This window comes from Serratia sp. KG1D (assembly GCF_037150675.1).
In the GTDB taxonomy this organism is placed as follows: Bacteria; Pseudomonadota; Gammaproteobacteria; order Enterobacterales; family Enterobacteriaceae; genus Serratia; species Serratia nematodiphila.
On the sequence record NZ_JBAGIH010000003.1, the window covers coordinates 245,885 to 262,877 of the forward strand.

General features: G+C 61.4%; 16 protein-coding genes. 10 read left to right on the plus strand and 6 right to left on the minus strand.

The features are described 5' to 3' along the window. Window positions 1-22 precede the first annotated feature (22 nt). Window positions 23-1,183, minus strand: a complete 1,161-nt coding sequence (locus tag WFM45_RS16285) for a glutathionylspermidine synthase family protein (RefSeq protein ID WP_021505070.1) — start codon at window positions 1,181-1,183, stop codon at window positions 23-25. A gap of 3 nt (window positions 1,184-1,186) precedes the next feature. Beyond that, a complete protein-coding gene (locus tag WFM45_RS16290; RefSeq protein WP_004937226.1) occupies window positions 1,187-1,849 on the minus strand; it encodes a DUF1190 family protein in 663 nt (220 codons plus the stop codon). A 353-nt stretch (window positions 1,850-2,202) separates the two neighbouring features. Between WFM45_RS16290 and WFM45_RS16295 the strand changes: the two genes are divergently transcribed. The 4 genes from WFM45_RS16295 to dhaM are packed head-to-tail and all read left to right on the plus strand — an operon-like array spanning window position 2,203 to window position 6,509. Then, window positions 2,203-3,303 (plus strand): glycerol dehydrogenase, encoded by a 1,101-nt coding sequence (locus WFM45_RS16295; RefSeq protein WP_004937227.1) that lies wholly within the window; start codon window positions 2,203-2,205, stop codon window positions 3,301-3,303. A 51-nt stretch (window positions 3,304-3,354) separates the two neighbouring features. Next, entirely contained in the window at window positions 3,355-4,425 is a 1,071-nt protein-coding gene (gene dhaK, locus WFM45_RS16300) for a dihydroxyacetone kinase subunit DhaK (protein WP_336956444.1), read from the plus strand. A 9-nt stretch (window positions 4,426-4,434) separates the two neighbouring features. After that, entirely contained in the window at window positions 4,435-5,067 is a 633-nt protein-coding gene (gene dhaL, locus WFM45_RS16305) for a dihydroxyacetone kinase subunit DhaL (RefSeq protein WP_060560329.1), read from the plus strand. 11 nt (window positions 5,068-5,078) lie between these two features. Further along, complete coding sequence (dhaM, locus tag WFM45_RS16310; protein ID WP_336956445.1) at window positions 5,079-6,509, plus strand: dihydroxyacetone kinase phosphoryl donor subunit DhaM; 1,431 nt, start codon at window positions 5,079-5,081, stop codon at window positions 6,507-6,509. Here the strand turns inward: dhaM and dhaR are convergent. Together dhaR and hasF are read right to left on the minus strand one after the other, a co-directional pair. Continuing rightward, a complete protein-coding gene (gene dhaR / locus WFM45_RS16315) occupies window positions 6,506-8,455 on the minus strand; it encodes a dihydroxyacetone kinase operon transcriptional regulator DhaR (protein WP_336956447.1) in 1,950 nt (649 codons plus the stop codon). The two genes, dhaM and dhaR, sit on opposite strands and share 4 nt — an antisense overlap. Before the next feature lie 151 nt (window positions 8,456-8,606). Next, window positions 8,607-10,124 carry a multidrug efflux transporter outer membrane subunit HasF gene (gene hasF, locus WFM45_RS16320; RefSeq protein ID WP_004937240.1) on the minus strand — a complete coding sequence of 506 codons (1,518 nt, stop codon included), beginning with the start codon at window positions 10,122-10,124 and terminating at the stop codon, window positions 8,607-8,609. Window positions 10,125-10,471: 347 nt separating this feature from the next. Between hasF and nudF the strand changes: the two genes are divergently transcribed. From nudF to WFM45_RS16350, 6 genes are all read left to right on the plus strand, one after another. Next, window positions 10,472-11,104 (plus strand): ADP-ribose diphosphatase, encoded by a 633-nt coding sequence (nudF, locus tag WFM45_RS16325; RefSeq protein ID WP_004937242.1) that lies wholly within the window; start codon window positions 10,472-10,474, stop codon window positions 11,102-11,104. Next, window positions 11,104-11,529: a DUF1249 family protein gene (locus WFM45_RS16330; protein WP_004937244.1), complete on the plus strand. Its 426-nt coding sequence runs from the start codon at window positions 11,104-11,106 to the stop codon at window positions 11,527-11,529. Before nudF ends, WFM45_RS16330 begins: the two co-directional genes overlap by 1 nt. Window positions 11,530-11,556: 27 nt before the next feature. Then, window positions 11,557-12,384, plus strand: a complete 828-nt coding sequence (cpdA, locus tag WFM45_RS16335) for a 3',5'-cyclic-AMP phosphodiesterase (RefSeq protein ID WP_004937250.1) — start codon at window positions 11,557-11,559, stop codon at window positions 12,382-12,384. Continuing rightward, window positions 12,384-12,968, plus strand: a complete 585-nt coding sequence (gene yqiA / locus WFM45_RS16340; RefSeq protein ID WP_015379081.1) for an esterase YqiA — start codon at window positions 12,384-12,386, stop codon at window positions 12,966-12,968. Before cpdA ends, yqiA begins: the two co-directional genes overlap by 1 nt. A 46-nt stretch (window positions 12,969-13,014) precedes the next feature. Beyond that, window positions 13,015-14,910, plus strand: coding sequence for a DNA topoisomerase IV subunit B (gene parE / locus WFM45_RS16345; protein ID WP_004937254.1), 1,896 nt, complete (start codon window positions 13,015-13,017; stop codon window positions 14,908-14,910). Window positions 14,911-14,992: 82 nt separating this feature from the next. After that, window positions 14,993-15,889: a LysR substrate-binding domain-containing protein gene (locus WFM45_RS16350; RefSeq protein WP_015379080.1), complete on the plus strand. Its 897-nt coding sequence runs from the start codon at window positions 14,993-14,995 to the stop codon at window positions 15,887-15,889. Between the two features lie 8 nt (window positions 15,890-15,897). Here the strand turns inward: WFM45_RS16350 and WFM45_RS16355 are convergent, their stop codons facing one another. Next, a complete protein-coding gene (locus WFM45_RS16355) occupies window positions 15,898-16,206 on the minus strand; it encodes a putative quinol monooxygenase (RefSeq protein ID WP_004937258.1) in 309 nt (102 codons plus the stop codon). Between the two features lie 33 nt (window positions 16,207-16,239). Beyond that, complete coding sequence (locus WFM45_RS16360; RefSeq protein WP_048325489.1) at window positions 16,240-16,821, minus strand: NAD(P)H-dependent oxidoreductase; 582 nt, start codon at window positions 16,819-16,821, stop codon at window positions 16,240-16,242. Window positions 16,822-16,993: the final 172 nt, after the last annotated feature.

Below are 16,993 nucleotides of genomic sequence, written 5' to 3' on the forward strand. Positions count from 1 at the left end.
GTTTTTACCTTCAGTGGTGCGATCAACCGAGGATGGTGTGCGGATAGAAGCGCGACAGATCCTGCGTGATCAGTTCGCGATCTTCGCGCAGGCCGATGCCGCAAGGTTGATCGTTCACCAGCCAGCTGCCGATCAGCGTGTAGCTGTCTTCGAACTTCGGCAGCGGATGGAACTGCTGCACGATCATGCCTTCTTCGCCGTACGGCCCATCGACGCGCGCCACTTCCTGACCGTTTTCGACGATCTGGATATTGGCGCCTTCGCGCGAGAACAGCGGTTTGGTGACGTAATGATCCATCGGCGGATGATCGTCTTGCGCGAAATAAGCCGGCAGCAGGTTAGGGTGGTTCGGGAACATTTCCCACAGCAGCGGCAGCAGCGCCTTGTTGGAGATGATGCTTTTCCAGGCGGGCTCCAGCCAGCGCACGCCGGCGTCTTCCAGCTTGGTGGAGAACATCTCGCGCAGCATGAATTCCCACGGATAGAGCTTGAACAGGTTACCGATCACCTGATCCTGCAGATCGGTGAATTGACCTTTCTCGCCAAGGCCAATCTCTTCCATGAACAGGAACTCGGTCGGCAGACCGGCTTCCTGCGCGCAGTCCTGCAGATATTGCACCGTGCCGCGATCTTCTTCGCTGTCCTGGCAGCAGGCCAGATGCAACAGGCCGAAGCCGTGATGCGCTTTCAGCTCGGCGAAACGCTCGATCAGCTTCTCCTGCAGGCTGTTGTATTGATCCGATTGCGGATCCAGCTTGCCGGCATTGATCTGATCTTCCAGCCACAGCCACTGGAAGAAGGCCGCTTCATACAGCGAGGTCGGCGTGTCGGCGTTGTTCTCCAGCAGCTTCGGCGGGTTGACGCCGTCGTAGGCCAGATCGAGACGCGAATACAGCGACGGCTGGTTGGTGCGCCAGGAGCTGCGCACGAACTCCCAGGTGTGTTTCGGGATGCAGAACTTGGCCATCAGCTCGTCGCTGCCGACCACTTTCTCCACCACCTGCAGGCACATCTGATGCAGCTCGGCGGTGGCGCTTTCGATCTCTTCAATCTGCGCCAGCGTGAACTGGTAATAGGCGTCTTCACACCAGTACGGCTCGCCGTACATGGTGTGGAAACGAAAACCGAACTCGGTCGCTTTTTCACGCCAGTCCGGGCGCTCAGTAATAGCAATACGTTTCATGCATCAACCGCCCATGCTGCGAGAGCCGGAGTTGGAGGTGGCACTGCTGCGCTGCATGCTGGTCTGCTTGGCCACGGTCTCGCCGAAGCCACCGCGGGTAACGGTATTGGTGACCGCAGGCTTCGGCGCCATCGCGGTTTTCGGCACCGTCATGGTGCGGCCGCCGGCGGTGGCCGGGCCGTAGCTCTTGCCGCTGGCGTCGACAAACTTGCCGTTCGCCGGGCTGGCGGCATTCTTGGAGGTGAACAGCGGCTGCTGCGCGAAGCCGGAACCGCCCATCAGGCGGCCCATCATGTAGCCCGCCATCAGCGGCATCCAGAAGCTGCCGCTGCTTTGTGATTCCGCCGCCATGCCGGCCTGTGCCGGAGCCTGGGTACATTGCGCTTCGCCGAACTCGGCGACGCAGTCTTCGCGAGTGGCGTATTTCGGCGCGGTTTTCGCGGCTTCTTTCAGGGCATTGTTGTAGGCGGTGGTGCACTGCTCGCTCATCGAAGGATTGGCGCGCGAACAGTCATCGGCATTCTGATACAGGGAGACCGTTTCATCGCTCTTCTCGCAGCCGGCCAGCATAAAGACGGCGCTGATCGCCAAAGCCACGGGCGCGACACGGTAGCTGCGCCAGGATTTGCGGAACGTCTCTTGGTTGATGTTTTTTGTCCGTTTCATCGTTATCAATCCCATCATGCGGGCTGTTTTCGCCCTTTCCCAGTAGTGGCGCTAAGGATAGGGGAAACATGGTCAAAATTAAAGCTGAAACGCCCGCAGAATCCACTCTTTACGCAGTTATACGTTGGGGTGTGCGCCAGTTCGCTTTCGCGGCGAAAAAACGCGCGTTAGCGTTTCATCATGAAACGTTGTCGCTATGATGATGTTCCATAATGGAACAAAAATCGCGTGGCTCGCCAGGCGGGCGGCAGGCGCTCATAGTCGAAGCACAACAACAAGCCGGCGGCGAAGCCGGCGCGTCATCACCTGATATCTGAACGTTACCATCGCCAACTCCCTACAAGGATCCGGTTATGTTGAGAATCATCCAGTCACCAGGCAAATACATTCAGGGCGCCAATGCGCTGTCCGCCGTCGGCGAATACGCCAAATCCCTCGCCGACCATTATTTCGTGATCGCTGACGACTTTGTGATGCAGCTGGCGGGCGACACCCTGATGGGCAGCCTGCAGCAGCACGGCGTGAAACATCATGCGGCCCGCTTCAACGGCGAGTGCTGCCGTAAAGAGATAGACCGCCTTGGCCGCGAGCTGCAGACCCACGGCTGCCGCGGGGTGATCGGCGTCGGCGGCGGCAAGACGCTCGACACCGCCAAGGCCGTCGCCCACTACCAACGGCTGCCGGTGGTGCTTATTCCCACCATCGCCTCCACCGATGCGCCGACCAGCGCGCTGTCGGTTATCTACACCGAACAGGGCGAATTTGCTGAATACCTGATCTACCCGCGCAACCCGGACATGGTAGTGATGGACAGCGCCATCATCGCCAAAGCGCCGGTGCGCCTGCTGGTAGCCGGCATGGGCGACGCGCTCTCCACCTATTTCGAAGCTCAGGCCTGCTTCGACGCGCAGGCCACCAGCATGGCCGGCGGCAAATCGACGCTGGCGGCGCTCAGTCTGGCGCGGCTGTGCTACGACACGCTGCTGGCCGAAGGGGTAAAAGCCAAACTGGCGGTCGAGGCCGGCGTGGTGACGGAAGCGGTGGAACGCATCATTGAGGCCAATACGTATCTGAGCGGCATCGGCTTCGAGAGCAGCGGGCTGGCGGCGGCGCATGCCATTCACAACGGTTTCACCGTGCTGGAGGAGTGTCACCACCTGTATCACGGCGAGAAAGTGGCGTTCGGCACCCTGGCGCAACTGGTGCTGCAGAACAGCCCGATGGCGCAGATTGAAACCGTGCTGGCGTTTTGTCATGACATCGGCTTGCCGATCACGCTGGCGCAGATGGGCGTCACCGGCGATGCGACGGCGAAGATGATGGCGGTGGCCGAGGCCAGCTGCGCCGCGGGTGAAACCATTCACAACATGCCGTTCAAGGTCACCCCTGCGGGCGTGCAGGCGGCGATCCTGACGGCGGATAGGCTGGGCGCCGCCTGGTTGCAGCGTCATTGATACCGTTGGGGCGCGGTGCGCCGCGCCCCTGTTCTTACAGAGGAAACCATCGTGAAAAAACTGATTAATCAGAGCGAGTCGGTGTTGGAAGAGCAGTTGCAGGGGCTGGCGGAGGCTCATCCCGAGCTGCTGGTGCACGCGGATCCGGTGTTCGTGACCCGCGCCGACGCGCCGGTGGCGGGCAAAGTGGCGATCCTGTCCGGCGGCGGCAGCGGCCATGAGCCGATGCACTGCGGCTTCGTCGGTGAAGGGATGCTCGACGGCGCCTGTCCGGGCGAGATTTTCACCTCGCCGACGCCGGATAAAATGTACGAGTGCGGTCAGGCGATCGACGGCGGCGCCGGGGTGCTGCTGCTGATCAAGAACTACACCGGCGACGTGCTCAACTTCGAAACCGCCACCGAGCTGCTGCACGACAGCGGCGTCGCGGTGGCGACGGTGCTGGTGGATGACGACGTGGCGGTCAAAGACAGCCTGTTTACCGCCGGGCGGCGTGGGGTGGCCAACACCGTGCTGATGGAGAAACTGTTGGGCGCCGCCGCGGCGCGCGGCGACGATCTGGACAGCGTGGTGACGCTGGGGCATCGCATCAACAACCACGGGCATTCAATCGGCATTGCGTTGGGCGCCTGTACCGTGCCGGCCGCCGGCAAGCCGTCGTTCACCCTGGCGGAGAACGAAATGGAGTTCGGCGTCGGCATTCACGGCGAGCCAGGCATTGCGCGCCGGCCGTTCACCACGCTCAACGCGGCGGTGGACGACATGTTCCATACGTTGATCGACCACGGCCACTATCAGCGCGCGATCCGCGTCTGGGATCGTCAGCAGGGCGAGTGGCGCGACGAGATGCAGACCAAGCAGCCGCTGACGCGCGGCGATCGGGTGATCGCGCTGGTCAACAATCTGGGCTCCACGCCATTGTCTGAGTTGTATGGCGTGTACCATCGGCTGGCGGAGCGCTGCGCCGAGGCGGGCATCATCATTGAACGCAACCTGGTGGGGTCTTATTGCACCTCGCTGGATATGCAGGGGGTATCCATCACATTGTTGAACGTGGATGACGAGCTGTTGTCCTTGTGGGATGCGCCGGTGAAAACGCCTGCGCTGCGTTGGGGTTGCTGAGGAGGAATCATGGCGTTGACCAAACAACAGGTTGTCGATTGGCTGATGCGTTGCGGCGAGGTGTTCAGCCGGGAGCGCGATTTTCTGACCCAGTTGGACACCGAGATCGGTGATGCCGACCACGGTTTGAACATGAATCGCGGTTTCAACAAGGTGGTGGAAAAGCTGCCGTCGGTGGCGGACAAGGATATCGGCTTTATCCTGAAAAACACCGGCATGACGCTGCTGTCGAGCGTGGGGGGCGCCAGCGGTCCGCTGTTCGGCACCTTCTTCATCCGCGCGGCGCAGGCGGCGAACGCCAAGCAAAGCCTGGATCTGCCGGAACTGCATCAGGTGATGCAAGAAGGGGTGGAAGGCGTAGTGATGCGCGGTAAGGCGGAGCCAGGCGACAAGACCATGTGCGACGTCTGGTGGCCGGTGGTGGAAAGCCTCGGCCAGTCCGCGCAGCAGAACCTGAGCGTGGCGGAGGCGCTGCAGCGCGCTGCCGACAGCGCCGAGCGGGCGGTGGAGAACACCATCACCATGCAGGCGCGCAAAGGGCGGGCCAGTTACCTGGGCGAGCGCAGCATCGGCCACCAGGATCCCGGCGCCACTTCAGTGATGTTGATGATGAAAACGCTGGCCGAGGTCGCCGGCAGTTAGCAGGAGGCGAGATGATTAATATCGTGGTGGTTTCGCACAGCGCGTTGCTGGCGCGCGGCGTTGAGCAGTTGGCGCGGCAGATGATGCGCGGCGACGGCTGCAAACTGGCGCTGGCGGCGGGCGTGGATGACGAGCAGCACCCGATCGGCACCGACGCGGTCAAAGTGATGGAGGCAATCGAAGCGGTCGCCGACGGCGACGGCGTTCTGGTGCTGATGGATCTGGGCAGCGCGCTGCTCAGTGCCGAAACCGCGCTCGATCTGCTGGATCCGGATCTGGCCGCCAAAGTGCGGCTGTGTGCGGCGCCGCTGGTTGAAGGCACGCTAGCGGCGGTGGTTGCCGCCAACTCCGGCGCCTCACTGGAGCAGGTGGTTGCGGAGGCGCAGGGGGCGCTGCAGGCCAAACAGGCACAGCTGGGCGAGGCTTCACCTACGGCGAAAAGCGTGGCCTTGCCGCTGGCGCAGGGCAAAAGCGCAACCTGGACGGTGCAGAACCCGCACGGGTTGCATGCACGCCCGGCGGCGCGGCTGGTCGAGACGCTGGCGCCGTTCAAGGCCGAGCTGGTGCTGGAGAAGCAGGGGCAGTGCGTCGATCCGCGCAGCCTCAATCAGCTGGCGTTGCTGCAGGTGCGTCACGGCGACACCATCCGTTTGATCGCCGACGGCGCGCAGGCGGACGAGGCGCTGGAGGCGTTCAAAATGCTGGCGGAGCAGCATTTTGGCGAGACGGTCTCCGAGCGGCAGCAGCCTTCGCTGCACGGTATCCCGGTGGCGGAAAGCGTCACCAGCGGGCCGGTGTTCCAGGCCTACAGCTTCTGGCCACCCACGTCCGAGCGGCGCATCGGCGCGGACGAGGTATTGGGCGAACAGCAACGCCTGCGGGAGGCGCTACAGCACACGCTGAGCGATCTGAACCGGCTGGCGGAACGCACCGGCACGCTGATCGGCAAGCCGCAGGCGGCGATCTTCGGCGCCCACAGCATGTTGCTGGACGATCCGGATCTGCAGCAGGCGGCTTACACCCGCATCGCGCAACAGCTGTGCAGCGCCGAGCAGGCCTGGCGACAGGTGCTGGAAGCGATCGCCGAAGAGTACCACGAGCTGGATGACGACTACATGCGGGCGCGCGAACTGGACGTGCGCGACATGCTGCGCCGCACGCTGTGCCATCTGCAGGGGCTGCCGCTGCCGGTTATTGCGCTGGCAGAACCGTCGATACTGGTGATGGATGAGCTGATGCCTTCGGAGGTGGTGATGCTCGACCGCCGGTTGGTGCTCGGCATCTGCCTGAGCGGCGGCAATGCCCTGTCGCACAGCGCCATTCTGGCGAAGGCGATGGGCATTCCGATGGTGGTCGGCATGCAGGATTGCCTGAGTAAAACCCGCAGCGGGCAGAAGGCGATGCTGGACGCCGCGCGCGGGGTATTGCAGCTCAGCCACTAAGCGCGCAGTTTGAACTGGCGGATGTCGATCCCGTGTTGTTTGATCTTCCGCCACAGCGTGGTGCGGCCGATGCCCAGCAGCTGCGCCATCTCCGTCAGCTGGCCGCGGCTGACGGTCGCCGCGCGCAGGATCGCCTGGCGTTCCATGTCCGTCAGCGTCAACAGCGGCGCGCCGGGCTGCGGATCGCTTTCCAGCAGCGACGGCTGGCCGAGCAGGTGCGCCGGCAGATCCGCCAGCTGGATGTGGTGGCCGTGGCAGATCATCGCCGCGCGCTCCACCACTCCTTTCAGCTCCAAATCGTTGCCCGGCCACAGGTAGAGCGCCAGCTGGGCCATCACTTCGTCATCCACCCGAAAGCGACACTGGAAATGCTGCTCCAGCGTGCGCAAATGGTGTTTGACCAGCAGCGGAATATCGCTCAGCCGCTGGCGCAGCGGCGGGATCTGGATCTCGAACGCCTGCAGGCTGTAAAACAGCTGGCGGCGGAAGCGGTTTTGCTGCACCAACAGCGGCAGATCGGCGGCGCTGCCGGCGATCACCCGCACATCGACCGGGATCACCCGGCTGGAATTGAGGCGGATCACCACGCCGGTTTTCAGCACCTGCAGCAACGCCGACTGCATCTCCGCCGGCAGGTATTCGATCTGTTCGAGGTACAGCGTACCGCCGTTGGCCAATTCAAATTTGCTGAGCTGGCCCGCCTCTTCTTCGCTGGCGTCGCTGCCCAGCAGCTCACGCAGCCCCTGCGCCTGCGGCAGCAGTTGACAGTTGAGGGCGATATACGGCCCGGCGGCGCGTTCACCGGCGTTGTGGATGGCCTGGCTGAGCCGCTCTTTGCCGACGCCTTCCTCCCCGCGCAGCAGGATCGGATGCTGGCCTTTGGCCGCCTGCTGGCCATAACGGATCAGCCGCCGCATCTCCAACGAGGCGGAGGGCATTTGCTCGAAGCTGTGGCTGACGCGCCCCAACTGGCTGCTGACATACTGGCGCAGCCGCTCGAGCGGGTGCAGCAGGGCGATGAAACTGCAGCGATCGCCGTCGAAAATCGGCTTTAGCGTCAGCAAGGCGGCGATAAACTGCCGCTGGCTTTCGAAGGTGACTTCGACGTGTTGCAGCGGCTGCCGATCGGCGATGGCGCGCTTGAGCAGAGCGGGCAGCGTCAGCAACTGCGCCAGCGGTTTGCCCTGGCTCTGCTGCTCGTCCAGCTTTAGCAGGCCGGCGGCGCGCTGGTTGATGTATTGCAGGTAGCCGCGATGATCCCAGGCCATCACGCCGTCGTCCACGCCGTCCAGCAGGCCGTAAAGCTGGTTCAGATGGCGGTTGGATTCCGCCAGCAGGCCGTCGGCGTTCAGTGAATTGCCTATTTCGCGGGCGATGGCCAGCGTCAGCGACAGATCGCCGGCGGCGCAGTCGGCCAGCAGGCAGCCCAGCGCGATCGAGCCGCGCTGGCGGCCGCTGTTGTCGTAGACCGGCGTTGCGCAGAAAGACCAACCGTGCAGCGCCCGGCGCACGTGCTCTTCACCGCTGACTCGTACCGGGTGGCCTTCCGCCGCCGCCAGCGCCGGGGCATTGGTGCCGATCTGCCCCTCGGCCCAGTAGGCGCCGGGGGCGAATCCCAGTTGCTGCAGATGCTCCCAGGTTTGGGCGTCGCCGCAGCGCCACAGCATGCAGCCGCTCTCGTCGAGGATCATCAACAGACAGCGACGCGGCTCCATGTATTCGCAGGCGTCTTCCAGCGCCGCCTGGCCGAGCGTCAGCAGATCGTTCTTGCGGCGGCAAATCGATTCGAAGGTGGCGCCCTGCGCGCGGTGCGGCGCTTGCCAGACATCGGGCTGCATCAGGCTGCGGCAGCGCAGCCAGGAGGCGTAAACCGCCTGTGCCGGGCGCAGCGGCGGCGGCAATTCGCCGTCGTTAATCAGACGCTGCCAGCGTGAATCGTTGTCCATCGAACCTCATCCAGACTGCGAAAACGAGAGTGACGATGATACCACCTGACGCGGCGGCGGCTGTGAGGCGGCGGGCAGAAGTGGTGAAATCGAGGCAAAAAAAAACGGGGCGCGGCGCAGGCCGAACCCCGTGTTTATCCGCGTGCGCGCATCAGTTGCGGAATGGGTTGCCGCTGTTGCGAGCCGGTTGGCTGGTGGTAACGGCCGGCGCGGATGCGCGAGTGGCCGCCGGTACCGGCGCCGCGGTCTGTTGCATCGGCGCATTGTCCTGATAGCCGTCTGCATAGGCGTCCTGCGCGCGATTCTGCGGCGCGACGGCGTCAGGCGCGGTCGATACCGGTTTGCCCAACGCGCCGTTCAACAGCAGCAGATCGTTCTGGTTCAGCGTGCCGAGCGCCGACTTGATGTTCAGTTGGTTGATCAGATAGGTATAACGCGCGTCGGACAGCTGACGTTTGGCGTTATACAGCGTGGTGGTGGCGTCCAGCACGTCGACGATGGTGCGGGTACCGACCTGATAACCGGCTTCCATCGCGTCCAGGGAGCTTTGCGCGGAGATCACCGCCTGTTTGTAGGCGTTGATGCTGCTGATCGAAGCGTTAACGTTGTTGAACGACGAACGAACGGTCTGCACCACGCTGCGGTGTGAGCTTTCCAACTGCTCGCTGGCGCCGACGAAGCCGTACTGCGCTTGTTTGACCTGCGAATTGGTCGCGCCGCCGCTGTACAGCGGCAGGTTGAAGCTGATGCCGACCTTATTTTGGCCCGCATCGGAGTCGCTGTAGCGTGCGGCATTCGCGCCACCGGTGTTGGAGCCGTTGTATTTGGTATTGCTGATGCCGGTTGACGCGCTGACGTCAATCGTCGGCATATAGCCGGTTTGGGCTGCGCGGATTTGCTCGCGCGCCAGATCCTGGCTCAGACGGGCGGACAACAGGCTCAGGTTGCGCGCTTCCGCTTCTTTCAGCAGGTTGTTCACCGCTTCCGGGCGCTGGGTGCTGAAGCGATCGGTGTTCAGCGAGGCCAGCTCCGGGTAGAAGGTGCCGGTGACCTGACGCAGCGTTTCCAGCGCGTTGTCCAGATCGTTGCGGGCGGAGACTTCCGCCGCCAGCACGGTGTCGTAGTTCGAGCGGGCGTTCTGCACGTCGGTGATCGCCACCAGGCCCACGTTGAAGCGCTGGGTGGTTTGATCCAGCGTGCGGTATACCGCGTCTTTCTGCGCCTGGGTATAGGACAGCGTATCGATCGCTTTCAGCACGTTGAAGTAAGCGGTCGCCGTGTTGAGAATAAGCTGCTGTTCCGCTGTCTGGAAGGTAACGTCGGAGATGCCGGCGGTCTTTTCCTGCAGCGTCAGCTGGCGCCATTTCGACATGTCGAAGATGGTTTGCGTCAGCGCCAACGAACCGCTGGTCACGTTGCTGTTAACGCCATTGCTGTCACGATAGCCGTTGGTGTAATCGTAACCTGCGGTTAAACCGAGCTGCGGCAGCAACGGGCTGCGCGCTTCATTGATCTTTTCGAATGCGGCGTCGCGGTCAGCTGCACTTTTGCGCAGATCCGGGTTACTTTCCCTGGCCTGTTTGTAGACCTGCAGCAGGTTCTCTGCCTGGCTCATTGCACTGAAGCCGCCCAGGCTCAGTCCGATAAGAAGGGGGAGCAGTTTCTTCATTTGCATTCCTTGTTGTGCAGCAATATTGCTATGTTAGCGCTGACGATAGACGAAATAGTTGCCGATTCTAGCAGAGTCTGAGGTACGCATCAGGTGGCTGAATGTGCCATCTCACGTAACTTTTACCTTTCAGACCGCCCATTTACCTTGGCGTACTGCCCGGGCCGACTGCAGCTGATATTATGGCTGACAATCCGGATTGTTTCCCGCTATTACCTGCGAGCGCACAAACGTGCCGCATCCGGCGGCGAAAAACAGACTAACATAAAGCCGCGGCGGAGAGTCCCGCTGTTTCTGTCATCAAAACCGTTTATTTTATCGGCATACTCAAGCAGGAGAATTCGCGCATGAACCGTTCGCAGCCGTCGCCCGTTACTTTCGATAAAAAAGATGTAGAAATTATTGCACGCGAGACGCTGTACCGTGGTTTTTTTTCACTCAATTTATACCGGTTTCGCCATCGGTTGTTCAATGGCGAAATGAGCCCTGAAATCACGCGTGAAATTTTCGAACGCGGCCATGCGGCGGTGCTGCTGCCCTACGATCCGGTGCGCGACGAGGTTGTGCTGATTGAACAACTGCGCATCGCCGCGGTCGATACCAGTAATTCGCCCTGGCTGCTGGAAATGGTGGCGGGTATGATCGAAACCGGTGAAAGCGTCGAGGACGTGTGCCGCCGCGAAGCGCAGGAGGAGGCCGGCGTGGTGGTCGGGCGCTGCAAACCGGTGCTGAGCTATCTGGCCAGCCCCGGCGGCACCAGCGAACGTTTGTCGATCATGGTCGGCGAAGTGGACGCCGGCACCGCCGAGGGCATCCACGGCCTGGCGGAAGAACATGAAGATATCCGCGTTCATGTGGTCAGCCGCGAACAGGCTTACCGCTGGGTTGAGGAAGGCGCGATCGATAACGCCGCATCAGTGATTGCATTGCAATGGCTGGCGTTGCACCATGAATCGTTGAGAAAAGAGTGGGCCAACTAATGAAACAGCGCTATACCCCTGATTTCCCCGAAATGATGAGATTGTGCGAAACCAACTTCGCGCAATTGCGCCGCTTGCTGCCGCGCAACGACGAAGCGGGCGAAACGGTGACTTATCAGGTGAACGGCGCCGGCTATCGTTTGACCATCGTTGAGTCCACGCGTTACACGTCGCTGGTGGAGATCGAGCAGATCTTTCCGGCGGTCAGCTACTGGAGCCTGCCCGCGATGACGGTGCGGTTGTACCATGACGCCATGGTTGCGGAAGTGTGTTCCAGTCAGCAGATCTACCGCTTTAAAGCGCGTTATGATTATCCTAATAAAAAGTTGCATCAACGCGACGAAAAGCATCAAATTAACCAGTTTCTTGCTGATTGGCTGCGCTACTGTTTGGCGCATGGAGCGATGGCGGTTCCGGTTTGTTAGACAGACTGAAATAACAAAGGACACCATTTGGAAAGCCTGTTTAAACTGCCCGTGGCGAGTGGGGCCGCGGTCAGGATTCTACAAATAACAGATACCCACCTTTTTGCCGGCGAACACGAGACGTTGCTCGGCATCAATACCTATCGCAGCTATCACGCGGTGCTGGACGCCATCCAGGCGCAGCGCCGCGACGTCGATTTGATCGTCGCCACGGGAGATTTGGCGCAGGATCATTCGCAAGAGGCGTACCGCCACTTCGCCGCCGGCATCGCGCAACTGCCGGCCCCCTGCGTGTGGCTGCCGGGCAACCACGATTTTCAACCGGCGATGGTCGACGCATTGGCCGCCGCGGGCATCGCGCCTTCCAAACAGGTGCTGCTGGGCGATAACTGGCAAGTGCTGATGCTGGACAGCCAGGTGTTCGGCGTGCCGCACGGCGAATTGAGCGAATACCAGCTGGAGTGGATGGAGCGCTGCCTGCAGGCTCACCCCGAGCGCTATACGCTGTTGCTGCTGCACCATCATCCGCTGCCTTCCGGCTGTACCTGGCTCGATCAGCACAGCCTGCGCAACCCGCATATGCTGGGCGCGATCCTGCTGCGTTATCCGAAAGTGAATACCGTGGTGTGCGGGCACATTCACCAGGATCTGGATCTGGAATGGCAGGGGCGGCGCCTGTTGGCGACGCCGTCTACCTGCGTGCAATTCAAGCCGCACTGCACGAACTTCACCATCGACGACGTTTCCCCCGGCTGGCGCTACCTCGATCTGCTGCCGGACGGTCGCGTCGAGACGCAGGTGTTCCGCCTGGAAAACGACGATTTCCGCCCCGATATGGACTCGGATGGATACTGATGCCTTCGACACTGCTCTACCTGCACGGTTTCAACAGCTCGCCGCAGTCTGCCAAGGCGGTGGCCTTCAAGGCCTGGCTGGCCGAACACCATCCCGATATCGAGATGCTGGTGCCGCAGCTGCCGGCCTTTCCGGCGGAGGCCGCCGAGATGCTGGAAAATCTGGTGCTGGAACGCGCCGGGCAAACGCTCGGGCTGGTCGGCTCATCGCTGGGCGGCTATTACGCCACCTGGCTGTCGCAGTGTTTTTCCCTGCCGGCGGTGGTGGTCAACCCGGCGGTCAAGCCGTTTGAGCTGCTGGTCGACTACCTCGGCGCCAACGAGAACCCCTACACCGGCCAGCAATATGTGTTAGAGTCTCGGCACGTTTACGATCTGAAAGTGATGCAGATCGATCCTTTGGAGTCGCCGGATTTAATCTGGCTGCTGCAGCAAACGGGCGATGAAATTCTCGATTACGGCCAGGCAGTGGCGTATTACACCGCGTGTCGGCAAACGGTGGAGTCGGGTGGAAACCACGCCTTCGTCGGTTTCGAGCACTACTTCCCCCAGATTGTGGATTTTTTAGGGCTAAACGCGGTCTGACGGGCCGTTCCGGCACCTCCCTTTAACCACGAAAAAATAATCAACGATGACTCAATCCAGCTATAACGCTGATGCCATTGAAGTACTCAGCGGTCTAGAACCAGTGCGCCGTCGTCCCGGCATGTATACCGACACGACGCGCCCAAACCACCTCGGCCAAGAGGTGATCGATAACAGCGTCGACGAAGCGTTGGCCGGCCACGCCAAGCGCATCGACGTGATCCTGCACGCCGATCAGTCGCTGGAAGTGATCGACGACGGCCGCGGCATGCCGGTGGACATCCACCCGGAAGAGGGCGTGCCAGCGGTTGAGTTGATCCTGTGCCGGCTGCACGCCGGCGGTAAATTCTCGAATAAAAACTACCAGTTCTCCGGCGGCCTGCACGGCGTGGGCATCTCGGTGGTCAACGCCCTGTCGAAGCGGGTGGAAGTCAACGTGCGCCGCGACGGCAACGTTTACAGCATCGCCTTCGAAAACGGCGACAAAGTGCAAGATCTGACGGTGACCGGCACCTGCGGCAAACGCAACACCGGCACCAGCGTGCACTTCTGGCCCGACGAACAGTTCTTCGACAGCCCGCGTTTCTCGGTATCGCGCCTGACTCACCTGCTGAAAGCCAAAGCGGTGCTGTGCCCCGGCGTCGAGATCTATTTCATCGATAAGGTGAACAACACCGAGCAGCGCTGGTGCTACCAGGACGGCCTGACCGACTACCTGATGGAAGCGGTTAACGGTCTGATTACCCTGCCGGAAGCGCCGTTCGTCGGCAATTTCGCCGGTGACACCGAAGCGGTGGACTGGGCGCTGCTGTGGCTGCCGGAAGGCGGCGAGCTGCTGACCGAAAGCTACGTCAACCTGATCCCGACCATGCAGGGCGGCACCCACGTCAACGGCCTGCGTCAGGGGCTGCTGGACGCGATGCGTGAGTTCTGCGAATTCCGCAATATTCTGCCGCGCGGCGTGAAGCTGTCGGCGGAGGATATCTGGGATCGCTGCGCCTACGTGCTGTCGGTGAAGATGCAGGATCCGCAGTTCGCCGGGCAGACCAAAGAGCGTCTCTCCTCGCGTCAGTGCGCGGCCTTCGTTTCCGGCGTGGTGAAAGACGCCTTCAGCCTGTGGCTGAACCAGAACGTTCAGGCGGCGGAACAGCTGGCCGAGCTGGCGATCTCCAGCGCCCAGCGCCGTCTGCGCGCCGCCAAGAAAGTGGTGCGCAAGAAGCTGACCAGCGGGCCGGCGCTGCCGGGCAAGCTGGCGGACTGCACCTCGCAGGATCTGGCCATGACCGAACTGTTCCTGGTGGAAGGGGATTCGGCGGGCGGATCGGCCAAGCAGGCGCGCGATCGTGAATATCAGGCGATCATGCCGCTGAAGGGCAAGATCCTGAATACCTGGGAAGTCTCCTCGGACGAAGTGCTGGCCTCGCAGGAAGTGCACGACATTTCCGTGGCGATCGGTATCGATCCGGACAGCGAAGATCTCAGCCAATTGCGCTACGGCAAAATCTGCATCCTGGCGGATGCGGACTCCGACGGCCTGCATATCGCCACGCTGCTGTGCGCGCTGTTCGTGCGCCACTTCCGTTCGCTGGTGAAAGGCGGCCACGTCTATGTCGCCATGCCGCCGCTGTATCGCATCGATCTCGGTAAAGAAGTGTTCTACGCGCTGGATGAAGAAGAGAAAGCCGGCGTGCTGGAACAGCTGAAGCGCAAGAAGGGCAAGCCGAACGTGCAGCGCTTTAAAGGGCTGGGCGAGATGAACCCGCTGCAGCTGCGCGAAACCACCCTCGATCCGAACACCCGCCGTCTGGTGCAACTGACGGTGGCGGAGGATGACGTCGATCAGACGCTGGCGGTGATGGACATGCTGTTGGCCAAGAAGCGCTCGGAAGATCGCCGCAACTGGCTGCAAGACAAGGGCGACATGGCCGAATTGGCGGTCTGAGCCTGACCCTGGCCCGGCGAAACGCCGGGCCGGCTTTCCCGCAGGGCGTTCATGCGGCGCCCGATAACCTGGGCCGGAATGCATGAAGATCACGCTCGAAGAATTGCTGGCGTTCACCTCGGTGGTCGACAGCGGTTCTATCACCGCCGCCGCCGATCGGCTCGGCCAGACAACATCCGGCATCAGCCGCGCGCTCAGCCGCCTGGAGAATAAGCTCGATACCACCCTGATGCGCCGCACGACGCGTCGTTTGGAGCTGACCGAAGAGGGGCTGAGCTTCCTGAACCATGCGCGTACGATCATCAGCTCGGTGGAAAATGCCGAAGAGCAAATGGCGGTGCGCCGGCAAATGCCCGCCGGGCGGCTGCGGATCAATGCGGCCGCACCTTTTATGGAGCACGTCATCGTGCCGCTGGTGGCGGGATTCAGAGAACGTTATCCGCAAATTTCGCTCGAGCTGAACACCGACAACCTGATTATCGATCTGCTGGAAAAACGCACGGATATCGCCATTCGCATCGGGGCGTTGCGTGATTCGACCATTCATGCGCGCGCGCTGGGAGCCAGCCGGCTGCGCATCCTCGCCAGCCCGGCTTATCTGCAGCAGCACGGCACGCCGCAGAGCGTGGAGGAGTTGCATCGGCATTGTCTGCTCGGTTTTACCCAGCCGGAGTCGCTGAACCAGTGGCCATTGCGCTATCGCCAGGCGCCGCATTTCGCCATCACGCCGACGATCTCTGCGTCCAGCGGTGAAACGCTGCGGCAATTGGCGCTGCAGGGCGAGGGGATCGTACAGCTGGCAGACTTTATGACCCGTCGCGATCGGGAAGCCGGCAAGTTGGTGACGTTGCTGGAGCAGGAGACGCTGGACGTGCGCCAGCCGATCAACGCGGTGTATTACCGCAATACGCAATTGGCGGCGCGCATCACCTGTTTTCTTGACTACGTCAGCGCGCACATCGACGCGCAGACGTTATAAGGCGGAGCTTACAGGGCGTTTTCCAGGATGTAGATCTCGGTGTCCAGCACGCTGTCCTTGATGGTCTCGCGGTGTTTGAGCATGTGCTCAATGGCCAGGTGTTTTTCCAGATGCGCCATGCTTTCCCATTTCTCCAGCATGAACACCGAATCCGGCGACCGTTTCTGCCAGGGGGCCTGGGTATTGCTGTCGACCATCGGCGTATATTCGCCGCAGCCGTCTTCCGCCAGCACCAGCGGCACCAGTTTTTCAATGGCTTGCAGTACGGTGGCGCGGTGGCCGGGTTTCACTTTGATTTCTGCGATTACGGTGATCATGTCTGCCTCGTTGATGAGAATGTTCTGCGTCAGTTAAGCAAAAATTTTCGCCAAATGCTCGCGATAACGTGCGATGTCCGCTTCGATATCCGGTTGTTTTATCACGTTATTGCAGATAAAGGTCGGCAGCGCTTCCATTCCCAGGAACTGGTTGGCCTTGTGGAAGTGCAGGTAAACACCATCGACGCCGACGCCGTGGAAGAACTGATCGGGATCGGTGAAGGCCTCCATCGGGGCGTTCCAGGTCAGGCTCAGCAGGTATTTTTTGCCCTGGATCAGGCCGCCGGAGCCATATTTTTTGCTTTCGTCAGAACGAGAGCGCCCGTCGTTGGCATACAGGCTGCCGTGACCGGCGGTGAACACTTCATCGATGTATTTTTTCAGGATCCAAGGTTCGCCCATCCACCAGCCCGGCATCTGATAGATGACCGCGTCGGCCCACAGGTATTTCTGTACTTCGGCTTCGATGTCATAGCCGTCGTCGACCACGGTGACCTGCACATTGTGCTGCAGATCGCGCAGGAAGCTTTCCGCCACGTCGCTCAGGGTTTGGTTGAGTTCGCCGTTGGAATGGCCGAATTGTTTTTTAGCGTTGATAATCAGGATATTGCTCATCTTTCGCGGCTCCCGTCAGTGTTAAGATATGGCATGCTTCCCGCGGAAAAGGCGGAAACCATCTCGCTGGTGACGAGTGTAATCGTGAGTCAGGCAAGTAAAAATGCGATCCAGCGCACAACAGTGTTGACTGCCAGTCAATAAAGAGGCCGCCAGGTAGCGAAATTTTGCA

Excerpts from the sequence above, each read along its gene's own strand:
- dhaR (WP_336956447.1), bottom strand. The coding sequence starts at position 8,455 with ATGGACAACGATTCACGCTGGCAGCGTCTGATTAACGACGGCGAATTG.
- nudF (WP_004937242.1), top strand. The coding sequence starts at position 10,472 with ATGAACCGTTCGCAGCCGTCGCCCGTTACTTTCGATAAAAAAGATGTA.
- dhaL (WP_060560329.1), top strand. The coding sequence starts at position 4,435 with ATGGCGTTGACCAAACAACAGGTTGTCGATTGGCTGATGCGTTGCGGC.
- WFM45_RS16355 (WP_004937258.1), bottom strand. The coding sequence starts at position 16,206 with ATGATCACCGTAATCGCAGAAATCAAAGTGAAACCCGGCCACCGCGCC.
- WFM45_RS16360 (WP_048325489.1), bottom strand. The coding sequence starts at position 16,821 with ATGAGCAATATCCTGATTATCAACGCTAAAAAACAATTCGGCCATTCC.
- dhaM (WP_336956445.1), top strand. The coding sequence starts at position 5,079 with ATGATTAATATCGTGGTGGTTTCGCACAGCGCGTTGCTGGCGCGCGGC.
- WFM45_RS16350 (WP_015379080.1), top strand. The coding sequence starts at position 14,993 with ATGAAGATCACGCTCGAAGAATTGCTGGCGTTCACCTCGGTGGTCGAC.
- WFM45_RS16330 (WP_004937244.1), top strand. The coding sequence starts at position 11,104 with ATGAAACAGCGCTATACCCCTGATTTCCCCGAAATGATGAGATTGTGC.
- WFM45_RS16295 (WP_004937227.1), top strand. The coding sequence starts at position 2,203 with ATGTTGAGAATCATCCAGTCACCAGGCAAATACATTCAGGGCGCCAAT.
- WFM45_RS16290 (WP_004937226.1), bottom strand. The coding sequence starts at position 1,849 with ATGAAACGGACAAAAAACATCAACCAAGAGACGTTCCGCAAATCCTGG.
- WFM45_RS16285 (WP_021505070.1), bottom strand. The coding sequence starts at position 1,183 with ATGAAACGTATTGCTATTACTGAGCGCCCGGACTGGCGTGAAAAAGCG.
- yqiA (WP_015379081.1), top strand. The coding sequence starts at position 12,384 with ATGCCTTCGACACTGCTCTACCTGCACGGTTTCAACAGCTCGCCGCAG.
- hasF (WP_004937240.1), bottom strand. The coding sequence starts at position 10,124 with ATGAAGAAACTGCTCCCCCTTCTTATCGGACTGAGCCTGGGCGGCTTC.
- parE (WP_004937254.1), top strand. The coding sequence starts at position 13,015 with ATGACTCAATCCAGCTATAACGCTGATGCCATTGAAGTACTCAGCGGT.